The organism is Methylobacterium sp. Leaf456, assembly GCF_001425465.1.
GTDB lineage: Bacteria > Pseudomonadota > Alphaproteobacteria > Rhizobiales > Beijerinckiaceae > Methylobacterium.
Window position 1 is genome coordinate 96774 of record NZ_LMQV01000034.1, and the last position, 12692, is coordinate 109465.

Here is a 12692-nt window from a genome sequence, read left to right on the forward strand (position 1 = left end):
GAAAGCTTTCCGAATGACCGACGACGGCCTGCGCGCCCTTCACGACGAGTTGCACGCGAGCGGCGTCCGCACCCTCGTGGCGGCCTTCGTCGATCTCCACGGCCTGCCGAAGGGCAAGCTCGTGCCGCTGGAGCGGCTGTCCGAATGGGCGGCGGGGGCCGAGCGGCACACCGCCTATTCGATGGAGGGGTTCGGCTCGTGGCAGGAGACGGACGAGGTCACGGCGCTCCCCGACCTGTCGCGGCTGATCCGGCTTCCCTGGGAGCCGGACCGGGCCTGGGCGCCCGCCGACCTCGCGGTCGAGGGCAAGCCGTTTCCAATGTCGACCCGCTTCGTGCTGAAGACCGTGCTCGCCGAGGCCGAGGCGATGGGCTTCGCCTGCGACCTAGGCATCGAGTGCGAGGTGTCGCTGCTGCGCCGGGGCGCGGACGGCGGACTGGAACTGCCGCAGCCCGGCGGGGTCGAATGGCCCTGCTACGACCTCGGCGGGCTCCGGGCCGGCCGCACTTGGCTCGAACGGGTCGCGGGCGCGATCCGGAACCTCGGCTGGGGGCTGGAAGCTGTCTCGCACGAGGCCGGACAGAGCCAGTTCGAGTTCAACATCCGCTACAGTGACGCCCTGACCACCTGCGACCGGCTGATCCTGTTCCGGACGATGATCAAGCACTACGCGGAGGACGAGGGCCTCGTTGCCACGACGATGCCCAAACCCTTCGCCGACGGGTCCGGGAACGGCGCCCACTTCAACCTGTCGCTGCGCCGCCTCGACACCGGCGCGAACGCCTTCGCGGGCTCGGTGGGGGAGGATTCGCACGGGCTCGGGCTGTCCGAGACCGGGCTCCACTTCCTCGGCGGCGTGCTGCGGCACGGGCGGGGCCTGTGCGCGGCCTTCGCGCCGACGGTGAACAGCTACAAACGCATGTCCTCCGTCAACGGCACGTCGGTCGTCGGCCCGGCGCCGACCTTCAACAGCTACGGCGGCAATGTGCGCCTCAACGCCCTGCGGGTGCCGACCGGCGGGGGGCGCCTGGAGAACCGCATCCCGGACGGGGCGGTGAACCCCTATCTCGCCGCCGCGCTGATGCTCGCTGCCGGGCTGGAGGGCATCCGCGAGCGGATCGATCCCGGCCCGCCCAACGCCGACGACCTCGCCACTCTCGATCCAGCCGAGCGCCGCCGCCGCGGCATCGGCCCCCTGCCGCAGACCCTGCGCGAGGCGGTGGAGGCGTTCGCCGCCAACCCGCTCGTAGGGCGGACGCTGGGACCGGGCCTGCGCGAGGCCTTCGTCCAGGCCAAGGGCCGCGAATGGGCCGAGTACCACCACGCGGTCGGTGCTTGGGAGACCGCCCGCTACAGCCGGATGTTCTGACGGCACGCGAGCGCCTGTGGCCCATCGGCCATAATCCCGCACCGCGAAAACGATCTTTTGGAATCCCTCAAAACCGACGCAGGCCATGTCTGGAACGGTTCGGAGGAGGCCGTTCGCAGCGCGGCTCACGTAGGCTTGACCGTGAATGTCGCTGCATCGTCACCGCTGCCGATCGACGTGCCGGTCCGAGTCCCTCGCTGCTGTGATGTTCGACAAAAACGAAAAATACGGTTCGGGTTCAAGGCGAACACCGACCCGCTCGACGTGAACGCCTTCGTCGCGGCCGGCGAGGTGCGCAGCCGCGGCTTCGACCTCAGCGTCGCCGGCTATCTCGCGCCGGGTTGGCGGGTGTTCGGCACGGATACCCACGCCGATGCCGCCGGGACGCGCGACAACAACCGCAACATCCCGGTCGGCACCCGCCTCGCCAACGTGCCGACGAACAGCCTCGCGGTGCAGAGCGTCTACGAGGTCCAGGGCGGCGACCTGCGCGGGCTCGGGCTCGGCGGCGGGCTCACCCATGTCGGCGCCCGCAACGCCGGGACGGCGGCGGCGACGTTCCGCCTGCCCGAATACACGACTCTCAATCTGATCGCGTATGACTGGATCACGCCGGAGGTGAAGGTCTACCTCAACCTCGAGAACCTGCTCGACGCGACCTATTACGACCGCGCGTTCCAGAACTGCTACGCCACGCTGGGCCTGCCGCGCGCGATCATGGGCGGCGTCGCGGCCCTGTTCTAGACGAAGTGCGTCCGCTCCCCGCTTGAGCCTCCGGGCCGGGGCGTGTACGGCGCAGGCGTCATGCCTTCGCCTCATTCGAGGGGAAAGCAGGCCGCCCGCTCGTCCGGGCGCGCTTCGCGCGCCGGGGGCCCATCCTCAGACGACGGGTCGGACCGCATTTTTCGTCAGACCGGTGCGCATCCTGCAAAGAGGCGCCGCGTCCCACGCGACATCCGCCAAAGGGGTCATTACGCCGATGTTCCTTGCCAAGTCTTCCATGGCCAAGCATTCCGCGCGCCCGCTGCGCGTGGCCGCCTTCCTCGCCATGGCGAGCCTCGGGGCCGGCCTCAGCGCGACCGCCTTCGCCCAGGCACCTGCCAAGAAGCCGGCGGCCCCGGCCCCGACGCCCGCTCCGGCCCAGTCCCAGCCGGCGGCGCCCGCCGGGCAGCAGGCCCAGCAGACCGGCCCGCAGATCATCAACGTGAAATCGGAGCCGAGCCAGGCCGACTGGACCAAGGTCTGCGGCAAGGACAACGCGTCCGGCACCGACGTCTGCTACACCACCCGCGATTTCGTGTCGGATTCCGGCCAGCCGGTGATGGCGGTCGCGCTCTACGACATGAAGAACCCCACGGCGAAGCAGGAGGTGAAGGTCGTCCGCTTCCTCCTGCCGCTCGGCCTGATGCTCGCGCCGGGCATCCGCTTCAGCGTCGAAGGCAAGGAGACCACGGCCGGCAAGTTCGCCGTCTGCTTCCCCAACGGCTGCTTCGCCGAGGCCCCGGCCGTCTCCAACGAGCTGCTCGCGGCCTTCAAGAAGGGCGGCACGCTCAACGTCTCGGTGCAGAACCAGACCCAGCGCGAGGTCGTGTTCGCCGTGCCGCTCGCCGGCTTCGGCAAGGCCTTCGACGGTCCGGCCGTTGACCCGAAGGTGCTGGAGGAGCAGCAGAAGAAGCTCCAGGCCGAGATGGAGAAGCGCAGCGACGACATGCGCAAGAAGCTGGAGCAGCAGGGCGGCGCCGCCCCCGCCCCGGCCGCTCCGGCCGCCAGCGCCGCGCCGAAGTAAGCGCAACGCCTTTCGAGTTTTTTCAATCGCCCCGCCGCGGACCCCGCGGCGGGGTTTTTCGTTCGCCCAGCGGTATCCGTTCGACCAATTCGGTGGGACGGGCATCCCCTCTCCCCGCACGCGGGGAGAGGGCTTCGGCGACCCTGTCGTCGCCGAAGCGAGGCGGCAGCCGAGGTGTGAGGGGGCGATCCCGGACGGGTCTCTTCCGTCGAGTCCCCCTCACCTCCGCTACCGCTTGTCGCGACGACAACAGGGTCGTCGCGACCCTCTCCCCGCGTGCGGGGAGAGGGGGAGCGGCGGCCTCCGCAGCGATCAATCCGATTGTACCTGCCGCGAAACGATCCGCGCCACGATCGCCTCGCGCTCGGCCCGGCTCGCCGCGAGCCTTTTCCGCACGGCGGCGGTGATGGCAGGGCCGGCGGTTTCCGGCCTTCCCGCGTCGAAGGGCGGGGCCGGGGCGTATTCGTGCTGGAGCTGGATCGCCTGGGCGGTGGCCGGATCGGTGAGTTCGGCAGCCAACGTCAGGGCGAAGTCGATGCCTGCGGTGACGCCGCCGCCGGTGACGAGGTTGCCGTCCCGCACCACGCGTTCTTCCACCGGCACCGCACCGAAGGCGGCGAGCAGGTCGTGCGCGGCCCAGTGCGTCGTGGCGCGCCGTCCCACGAGAAGGCCCGCGGCGCCGAGCACCAGGGCGCCGGTGCAGACCGAGGTGAGGTAGCGGGCACCCGAAGCCTGACGCCGGACGAAGTCGAGGGTCGCCTCATCCTCCATCAGGGCGTTCACGCCCACGCCGCCCGGCACGCACAGCACGTCGAGGGCGGGACACTCCCAAAAGGTCGTGGTCGGGGTGAGCACGAGGCCGGTGGCGCTGGTGACCGGCGCGAGGTCTTTTGAGACGAGATGGACGCGGGCATCGGGCAGCGTGGCGAACACCTCGTAGGGCCCGGTCAGGTCGAGCTGCTGCACCCGCGGGAAGACCAGGAGGCCGATCTCGAGCGTCATGGTCCCTCCCCTTCGCCCAGTCAGCCTACCGCAGATAAATCACGCTGTAGAGCGAGGCGCGCAGCTCCGCCTCGTCGAGCCAGACCCGGCCGAGTTCGCACCGCTCGCGGATGCCTGGCTGCATCCGGGCGCAGTACTCGCCGGTATTGTCCTGCAGGTGATATTGGCAGCGCCCGCCCGCTGTCCGCCGGGCGAGGATCGGGCTCGAATGGTCGGCGGCGAGGTCGGGGTCCTTCGGATCGCGCTCCTCCAGCACGTACCAGGAATAGCCGACCACCGGCAGGCGGCCGTGATCGAGCGCGTAGTCGATCATCGCCATCAGCCGATCGGTGCCCTGGGCGAGGGCCGGGTCGGCGCTCTTTACCCGCTCCATGAAGTCGAGCTGGTTGTCGGCGATGGATTCCGAGACCGGCAGCAGCGGCACCGGCAGGGGTGTTCGACGGCAGCGCCGCTCGACATGGGCGATCCAGCCGGCGTTGAAGGCGTCGGTGGCGGGGTCGCGCAGCCGGTCGACCGTGCCACCGAGGCTGCGCCAGCTCATCTTCGGGGCGAGCCGGCTGCGCCAGCGTAAGGCGGCAAAGGTGCGCAGGTGCTGGCCGTAGCCGTCGAACGAGGGCAGGTCGCGGTCGGGGCACAGGCCCCCGAGATTGTAGAGGAGGGCCGCGGCCTCCTCCTGCCCGTCCTCCAGCTTGTCGAAGAACGGCTTTCGTATGGGGTTGCGCTCCTTGGAGGCTTCCGTGTCGTTGCGGCTCTCGGCGATCTCTTCGGCGAGATCGGGGTGGGCGTTCAGGTATGTCCGCAGGGCCCGGTCGCGGCTCCGAAACAGGCCGGCGGGGTCGGCGAAATAGTAGCGGGTGGCGACATCCAGCGCCGAGACCGTGACGCCGACCCGCTGCGAGATCATGTCGGCGGTGGCGTAGGCGAAGCAGATTGCGCTGTCGCCCTGGCTCATCGGCGAGCGCGCCGGATCGGGGCTGATGCGTCCGTCCAGCGGATGCGTGCTTTTCCGCGCGGGCAGGGCCACGGCGGCGTCGGTGCAGCCACGGCTGCGGGCGTAGGCCGGGCGCTCCGGCAGCAGGCGCGCGTCGAGGGCGGCGGCGGGCTCCGCGGCGAGGATCGACAGGAACCCGATGAGAAGCCGCCGCGCGGCCTGCCTCACTCCGCCACCGTCGGACCCGGCTCGGGGTCGTCTTCGGCCGCGTCCGCGCCGCGCACCACTTCCGCTGCGGCGGCCTCGGCCAGCAGGGCATAGCCGCCGTCGGCCATGTGCAGGCCGTCCTTGGCGAACAGTTCGGAGCGGGTGAGCCGGCTCTGGGCGATCCAGCCGCGCATCAGATCGGAGCGGCGGATCACCGGCACGCCGAGTTCGGCGCCGATGTCGCGCACGGCGTCGCGGAAGCGGTCGGCGCCGGGCGTGGCGTCGAGGGCCGGGCACCATTGCGGCTCCATCAGCACCACGTCGATGCCGGCCTCGCGGATGCGGGCGACCGCGGCCTGCGTCGCCGTGCGGAAATGGGTCAGCGAGATGCCGCGCAGGGGATCGTTGCTGCCGGTCTGCCAGATCACGAGGTCGGGCGCCGGCTTGATCACGTCGCGGTCGAGGCGGGCCAGCATCTCGTCCACGGCCTCGCCACCGATGCCGCGGTTCTCGACCAGGATGTCGCCGGCGAGCTGCGGCAGGGCGCGGCGCAGCAGCGCCTCCAACCGGGCCGGGTAGGAGGCGGCGCGGGTGCTGGCGCCGATGCCTTCCGTCGAGGACGAGCCGAAGGCGACGATCCGCAGCGACTCGCCGGCGGCGATGCGCTGGGCGACCCGCGGCAGGCTGCCCGGCACCGGCGCGGGCTCGTCGTCGAACAGGCCGAGGTCGAACCGGTCCGGCAGCAGGTCGGCATAGGCCAGGACGGCGGTGGACGACAGGCTGAGGGCGAGCGCGACGGCCGCCGTGCGGGTCAGCCGTCGTCCGGCGGAGGGGCGGTGGCGTAAGAGAATCCGCATCACGCTCGCGACGTCCTGCACCCCGCGGACATCCCGGTTCGCACCCGATGGCCGGCAGGCGGAGGGCTACGGACACCGGACTTCCGCCTGCGGGAGACCGGTCCGGGGCATGTTCGCCCGGTTTTGGGGGATTGGAGAGCAGCGGGCCTTGGGGGCCGCCGATTCCCTTGCTCCGGTTGCGATTTAACGGTGGGGGCCGAGGGCGGGCAAATGAAATAAATTGCGCAAAGGTTAACCGGGCTCAATGTGGATTGGGGGCAAAACCCGGCTGGATGGCATAGGCCGATACGTCCGCCCGCCTCGATTTTCCACTCCTCATCGTCATTCCGGCTTCGCTTCGCGCCCCGGAATGACGGCCGTGGGTTCACGCCCGCGACAGCAGCGAGACCGTGCCGCTGCCGTGCCGCTCGATCCGGCCGTCGAGTTCGAGTTCCAAGAGCAGCGAATGCACCACCCGCACCGGCAGCCCGGTGGCGCGGGCGAGCGCGTCGGTGCCGACGGGGGCCGGGCTCAGCGCTGCGAGAAGACGTGCGCCGGCCTCGCCGGGATCGGCGTCGGGCGCGGCACGGAACGGCGCCGGCTCCTCGCGCATGGCCGCCACCACCGGGCGCGGGCCGGTGCCGTCGAGGTCGATCTCGTCCCAGTAATCGGGTTCCTCCGCGTCCGGTCGGTCGGCGACGCCGCCGGCATGGCCCGTATCGCCGGAGATCAGGGGCTCGATGACGGTCAGCACGTGTTCCACCTCCGCCACCAGGGTCGCGCCCTGGCGGATCAGGTCGTTGGTGCCCTCGGCGCGCGGATCGAGGGGCGAGCCCGGCACGGCGAAGACTTCGCGGCCCTGTTCGAGGGCGAAGCGCGCGGTGATGAGCGAGCCGGAGCGGCGCGCGGCCTCGACCACGACGGTGCCGAGGGCGAGCCCCGAGATGATGCGGTTGCGCCGGGGAAAGTCGCGCCCGCGCGGCACCCAGCCCATCGGCATCTCGGCGAGGATGGCACCGCCCGCCTCCAGGATTTCATTGACGAGGCCCCGGTGGCTGTCGGGATAGATCTTGTCGTGCCCGCCCGCGATCACCGCCACGGTGCCGCCTTTGAGCGAGGCGCGGTGGGCGCGGGCGTCGATGCCGCGGGCGAGCCCCGAGACGACGACAAGACCGGCTTCCGCCAGGCCGGTCGCGAGCCGCTCGGTGAAGGCGAGGCCGGCGGTTGAGGCGTTGCGCGAGCCGACGATGGCGACGGATGGTTTGAGGTGGGCACTCGCCTCGCCGCGCAGTGCGATCAGCGGCGGCGCGGTGTCGGTGGCGTGCAGGCTTTTCGGGTACTCCGCCTCGCCCATGGCGACGTAGCGCACGCCGAGCCGGGCGGCGGCGGCCATCTCGCGCTCGATCTGCGCCTTGGCGGCCGGGACGATGGGCTTGCCGGTGTGCTTGGTGAGGTCTGGAAGGGCGTCCAGCGCCGCCGCCGCGCTGCCGAAGCGGTTGATCAGGCCGCGGAAGGTGCGTGGGCCGACCCGCTCGGTGCGGATCAGGCGCAGCCAGTCGAGGCGCTGCGCGTCGGTGAGCTGCATCGAAAAACTCCCCGCTCGTCCGGGAGTCGGCATCAGCCCTTCTGCCCGATCCGCCCCTCGGTGCCGGCCGCGAGCCGGCGGATGTTGGGGGCGTGCTTCCACCATAGCAGGGCGGCGAGCACGAGGAAGAGCGCCGCAACGTGTCCGTGTCCCAGCGCCCACAGCACGAGGGGCGTGGCCGCCGAGGCCGCCAGCGCGGCGAGCGAGGAGTATTTCAGCGTGAAGGCCAGGCCGAGCCAGATCGCCGCGAAGGCCAGAAGCGTCGGCGGGCTCATGGCGATGAGGATGCCGATGAAGGTCGCGACCCCCTTGCCGCCCTTGAAGCCGAGCCAGACCGGGAAGAGATGGCCGAGGAAGGCCCCGAGCCCAGCGGCCAGCGCCGGCCCCTCCCCCCAATATCCGGCGATCAGCACGGCGGCGGTGCCCTTCAACGCGTCGCCGAGCAAAGTCGCGGCGGCGAGACCTTTCCGGCCGGTGCGCAGCACGTTGGTCGCGCCGATATTGCCCGATCCGATCGCCCGCACGTCGCCGAGGCCGGCGACCTTGGTGAGGATCAGCCCGAACGGGATCGAGCCGAGGGCGTAGCCGAACGCGAGGGCGCCGAGGAGCAGCGGCCAGCCGGCATCCAGAAGCGTCGTCATGCGGCAACCGCGAAAAGATCGGAGCGGTGGACGACCCGGCCGCCGACCAGCGTCAGCACCGCCGCGCCCTGGAGCCGCGCCTCGTCGAAGGGCGAGTTCTTGGAGCGCGACTTCAGCTGCCGCTTGTCCAGCACGTAGGGCAGGTCGGGGTCGATCAGCACGAGGTCGGCCGGAGCGCCCGGCGCGAGGCGTCCGGCCTCGCGGCCGAGCAGCTTGGCGGGGTTGGCCGAGAGCGCGGCGAGCAGCCGTGGCAGGGACACGTCGCCGGTGTGGAGCAGGCGGAGCGAGGCGCCGAGCAGGGTCTCGATGCCGAGCGCCCCGTCGGCGGCTTCGGCGAAGGGCAGGCGCTTGGTCTCGACGTCCTGCGGGTTGTGGTCGGAGACGATCACGTCGATCACGCCCTCGTTGAGCGCGGCGATCACCGCCTGCCGGTCGTCCTCGCGCCGCAGCGGCGGCGAGAGCTTGCAGAAGGTGCGGTAGTGGCCGATGTCGCCCTCGTTCAGCACGAGGTTGTTGACCGAGACGCCGCAGGTGACCGGCAGGCCCGCCTCTTTCGCCCGCTGCACGATCTCAACGGAATCGGCGCAGGAAATCATCGCCGCGTGGTAGCGCCCGCCGGTGAGGCGCGCGAGGCGGATGTCGCGCTCCAGCATGATCGTCTCGGCCTCGCGCGGCACGCCCATCAGCCCGAGGCGGGAGGCCATCTCGCCCTCGTTCATCACGCCTTCCGCGGCCAGATCGGGCTCCTCGACATGCTGCATGAGGAGCGCGCCGAAATCGCGGGCGTAGGTGAGCGCGCGGCGCATCACCTGGGCGTTGGTCACCGCCTTGAGCCCGTCGGTGAAGGCCACCGCCCCGGCCTCCTGCAACAGGCCGAACTCGGTCATCTCGCGGCCCGCCAAGCCCTTGGTGATGGCGGCGGCGGGGAGGACGTTGACGCAGGCGGTGTCGCGGGCGCGGCGCAGCACGAAGTCGACGATGGGCGGCCCGTCGATCACCGGATTGGTGTCCGGCATGCACACCAGCGTGGTGACGCCGCCGGCGGCGGCGGCGGCGCTCGCCGAGGCCAGGGTCTCGCGGTGCTCCGCGCCGGGCTCGCCGACGAAGGCGCGCAGATCCATCAGCCCCGGCGCCAGCACGTGCCCGCCGCAATCGATTTTTTGTGAGCCGTCCGGCGCGCCGGGGAAGGCGCCCCAGGCGACATCCTGAATGCGCCCGCCCTGCACCAGCACGGCGCCGGGGCCCTCGCGGCCGGTGGCCGGATCGAGCAGGTGGGCGTTCGAGAGGAGAAGCGGAGCGACTGTCATCGGCCTTTTCTAAAATCCCCGTGCGATCGATCCGCCTTAGTGTCTCTCACAAAACTCCCGCCGCTCTGTCGCGCCCGAAGACGGAGCAGGCGGTGGACGGGAGTTTTGTGAGGCACTCTTAGTCCGCCACCGCGGGCCGTGCTGATGCATGATCCAACCGACCCATACCCAGATTCCGCCCATGGCTGCGGTCGCACACGTCGCGAAGGTATCGCCGTCCCAGCCCCGCGCCATTCCGGCGAGGAACAGAGCCACGATCGAGCCGATTGCGGTCACGACGATGCGTCCGAGCATCCTCCAGAAGCCCGGCACGTCGGTAAACCAGTGTTGCAGCCATAACCAGAGGCTCAGCATCCCGCGACGGTTCGCTGTGAGGATCGATCGGAGTCCGGCTCAGGCCTCAGCCTGTTCCAGCAGGACCTGTCGAATAAAGCGCTGACGGGACATGCCCCGGCGCTCGGCGGCGGCGTCGATGGCGCCGAGCGCCGCCTCGTCGAGAAGCGCGTCCTCGTCGGTCGAAACCACGACGGCGGCGTGTCCGGCCGCGAGCGCCTCGGCGACTTCGCGCTCGCCGCGCAGGATGTCGAGGCTGCGGCCGAGCGGCGGCGCGCGTCCCTCGTCGGCTTCCGCTTCGAGCCACAGACGCAGCACGGCCGGGGCCTGTTCGAGCACGCTCTCGGCCGTCTCGGCGGCGACGGTGCAGCCGGTCAGGTCGGGGAACCACAGGCCCCAGAGCGAGCCCGGCTCCTTCTCCAAGATGCCGATGTAGCGGATCATGCGCGCGGCCTCTCAGGCAGTCCAGCCCGCGGCGCGGGCGATCGAGCGTGCGGTTCCAACGGGTAGGTCGCCGCGCCCGCGCGGGACCGCGATATGGTGCATCCGGTCGGCATGCCGGTAGACATCGTGGCCGCCTCGCGATTTCACGATCCGCCAGCCTTCACGCTCCAGGCGTCGGCGGATCGCCTGGAGATCAAGGTCGAAGTCGCGTGGCGGCATGTCAAGCGCGGCTCCCCGGCGTCGCGGAGGCCGACTACAACGCTCGCGCTCGGGCGGGAAGCGGGCGCGCGCCTCCGGCGATCCGGCCACTCGCCGTTGCCGGGCCGCGAAACCCGGTGCTATAGCCCGGCCGATGCCGGCTGGCCTTGTCCGGCGGGCTTTTTCGAACTTTTCCACGGGCGGCATGTCGGTCGACGAGAAGACGGTACGGCGCATCGCGCATCTGGCGCGCATCGCGGTCACGGACGAGGAGGTCGGCCCGCTCCAGGGCGAGCTCAACGCGATCCTGGCCTTCGTCGAGCAGCTCGGCGCGGTCGATGTCACCGGCGTCGAGCCGATGACCTCGGTGACGCCGATGCGCATGAAGAAGCGTGAGGACGTCGTGAACGACGGCGGCCGGGCGAGCGACGTCGTCGCCAACGCCCCCGACACCGAAGACAATTATTTCCTCGTTCCCAAGGTCGTCGAGTAGCCTTTTGCGACTCGCCGGAGCGTCTGCTCCGGCGAGGGGCTGCCCCTGCGGGATTCGGTACGGCGATCTGGAACGCTCATGACGGCACTCAACGAACTCACCCTGGCCGAGGCCCGAGACGGGCTGAAGGCGAAGGATTTCTCCGCCCGCGAGATCGCGCAGGCGCATCTCGACGCCATCGAGAAGGCGGATGCGCTCAACGCCTACATCGTGGGTACGCCCGACCGCGCCCTGAAGATGGCCGAGGTGTCGGACGAAAAGATCGCCAAGGGCGAGGCCCGGCCCCTCGAAGGGCTGCCGCTCGGCATCAAGGACCTGTTCGCGACGCAGGGCGTCCACACCACCGCGGGCTCCAAGATCCTGGAAGGGTTCGAGCCGCATTACGAATCGAACGTCTCGACCCAACTCTGGCGCGACGGCGCAGTGATGCTGGGCAAGCTCAACCTCGACGAGTTCGCCATGGGCTCGTCGAACGAGACCAGCGCCTACGGCAACACGATCTCGCCCTGGCGCCGTAGCGGCTCGGACGTGGCGCTCGTGCCCGGCGGCTCCTCGGGCGGCTCGGCGGCGGCGGTCGCGGCGCATCTGTGCCTGGGGGCCACCGCCACCGACACCGGCGGCTCGATCCGCCAGCCCGCCGCCTTCACCGGCACGGTCGGCATCAAGCCGACCTATGGGCGCTGCTCGCGCTGGGGCATCATCGCCTACGCCTCCTCCCTCGATCAGGCCGGGCCGATCGCCCGCACGGTGCAGGATTGCGCGATCCTGCTCGGCTCCATGGCCGGGCACGACCCGCGCGACACCACCTCGGTGGATCTGCCCGTGCCGGATTTCGAGGCCGCCATTTCCCGCGGCGTGAAGGGGCTCACCATCGGCATCCCGAAGGAATACCGGGTCGAGGGCATGCCCGAAGAGATCCTGCGCCTGTGGGACCAGGGCGCGGAATGGCTCAAGGCCGCGGGCGCGACGATCAAGGAAATCTCGCTGCCGCACACGCAATATGCGCTGCCGGCCTACTACATCGTCGCCCCGGCCGAGGCGTCCTCGAACCTCGCCCGCTACGACGGCGTCCGCTACGGCCTGCGCGTGCCCGGCAAGGACATCGCCGGGATGTACGAGAACACCCGCGCGGCGGGCTTCGGCCGCGAGGTGAAGCGCCGCATCATGATCGGCACCTACGTGCTCTCGGCGGGCTATTACGACGCCTATTACGTGCGGGCGCAGAAGATTCGCACGCTGATCAAGCGCGACTTCGAGCAGGCCTACGCCGCGGGTGTTGATGCGATCCTCACGCCGGCCACCCCGTCGGCCGCCTTCGGGCTGGGCGAGATGGCCAGCGCGGACCCGGTGCAGATGTACCTCAACGACGTGTTCACCGTGACGGTGAACATGGCCGGACTGCCGGGCATCGCGGTGCCGGCCGGGCTCGATTCGCAGGGGCTGCCCCTCGGCCTCCAGCTCATCGGCCGGCCCTTCGATGAGGAGACCCTGTTCGCCGCGGCCCAAACCATCGAGAACGCGGCCGGGCGGATGAAACTTCCCCCCGCGTGGTGGGCTTGA

13 protein-coding genes are annotated in these 12692 nt (G+C 70.6%); 5 read left to right on the top strand and 8 right to left on the bottom strand.

The features are described 5' to 3' along the window. The first annotated feature begins 13 nt into the window (after positions 1–13). From ASG52_RS16000 to ASG52_RS16010, 3 genes are all read left to right on the top strand, one after another. Complete coding sequence (locus ASG52_RS16000) at positions 14–1369, top strand: glutamine synthetase family protein (RefSeq protein WP_056245160.1); 1356 nt, start codon at positions 14–16, stop codon at positions 1367–1369. A 264-nt stretch (positions 1370–1633) separates the two neighbouring features. Further along, the gene (locus ASG52_RS16005) at positions 1634–2113 is read left to right on the top strand and encodes a TonB-dependent receptor domain-containing protein (RefSeq protein WP_056245165.1); all 480 of its coding nucleotides are present in this window, start codon (positions 1634–1636) and stop codon (positions 2111–2113) included. A 235-nt stretch (positions 2114–2348) separates the two neighbouring features. Further along, positions 2349–3155: an invasion associated locus B family protein gene (locus ASG52_RS16010; protein WP_056245168.1), complete on the top strand. Its 807-nt coding sequence runs from the start codon at positions 2349–2351 to the stop codon at positions 3153–3155. 312 nt (positions 3156–3467) lie between these two features. On the opposite strand, the gene ASG52_RS16015 is transcribed toward ASG52_RS16010, so the two are convergent. The 8 genes from ASG52_RS16015 to ASG52_RS26505 all read right to left on the bottom strand — a co-directional run bounded on the left by ASG52_RS16015 (position 3468) and on the right by ASG52_RS26505 (position 10660). After that, positions 3468–4157 (bottom strand): DJ-1/PfpI family protein, encoded by a 690-nt coding sequence (locus ASG52_RS16015; protein WP_056245170.1) that lies wholly within the window; start codon positions 4155–4157, stop codon positions 3468–3470. A 25-nt stretch (positions 4158–4182) separates the two neighbouring features. Continuing rightward, on the bottom strand, positions 4183–5316 hold the full coding sequence (locus tag ASG52_RS16020; RefSeq protein ID WP_056245173.1) for a hypothetical protein: 1134 nt from the start codon (positions 5314–5316) through the stop codon (positions 4183–4185). Then, the gene (locus ASG52_RS16025) at positions 5313–6152 is read right to left on the bottom strand and encodes an SGNH/GDSL hydrolase family protein (protein ID WP_056245781.1); all 840 of its coding nucleotides are present in this window, start codon (positions 6150–6152) and stop codon (positions 5313–5315) included. The genes ASG52_RS16020 and ASG52_RS16025 overlap by 4 nt, the downstream gene beginning before the upstream one ends. Positions 6153–6516: 364 nt before the next feature. Beyond that, positions 6517–7716, bottom strand: a complete 1200-nt coding sequence (gene dprA, locus ASG52_RS16030) for a DNA-processing protein DprA (RefSeq protein WP_056245175.1) — start codon at positions 7714–7716, stop codon at positions 6517–6519. A 32-nt stretch (positions 7717–7748) separates the two neighbouring features. Next, positions 7749–8357 carry a glycerol-3-phosphate 1-O-acyltransferase PlsY gene (gene plsY / locus ASG52_RS16035; protein WP_056245177.1) on the bottom strand — a complete coding sequence of 203 codons (609 nt, stop codon included), beginning with the start codon at positions 8355–8357 and terminating at the stop codon, positions 7749–7751. Next, on the bottom strand, positions 8354–9664 hold the full coding sequence (locus ASG52_RS16040) for a dihydroorotase (protein ID WP_056245180.1): 1311 nt from the start codon (positions 9662–9664) through the stop codon (positions 8354–8356). Before ASG52_RS16040 ends, plsY begins: the two co-directional genes overlap by 4 nt. A gap of 393 nt (positions 9665–10057) precedes the next feature. Continuing rightward, on the bottom strand, positions 10058–10441 hold the full coding sequence (locus tag ASG52_RS16045; protein ID WP_056245183.1) for a type II toxin-antitoxin system HicB family antitoxin: 384 nt from the start codon (positions 10439–10441) through the stop codon (positions 10058–10060). Positions 10442–10453: 12 nt separating this feature from the next. Then, the gene (locus ASG52_RS26505) at positions 10454–10660 is read right to left on the bottom strand and encodes a type II toxin-antitoxin system HicA family toxin (protein WP_082552599.1); all 207 of its coding nucleotides are present in this window, start codon (positions 10658–10660) and stop codon (positions 10454–10456) included. A 184-nt stretch (positions 10661–10844) separates the two neighbouring features. Here ASG52_RS26505 and gatC point away from each other — a divergent pair, with 184 nt between their 5' ends. After that, on the top strand, positions 10845–11132 hold the full coding sequence (gene gatC / locus ASG52_RS16050) for an Asp-tRNA(Asn)/Glu-tRNA(Gln) amidotransferase subunit GatC (RefSeq protein WP_056245186.1): 288 nt from the start codon (positions 10845–10847) through the stop codon (positions 11130–11132). A 78-nt stretch (positions 11133–11210) separates the two neighbouring features. Continuing rightward, positions 11211–12692 (top strand): Asp-tRNA(Asn)/Glu-tRNA(Gln) amidotransferase subunit GatA, encoded by a 1482-nt coding sequence (gene gatA / locus ASG52_RS16055; RefSeq protein ID WP_056245189.1) that lies wholly within the window; start codon positions 11211–11213, stop codon positions 12690–12692.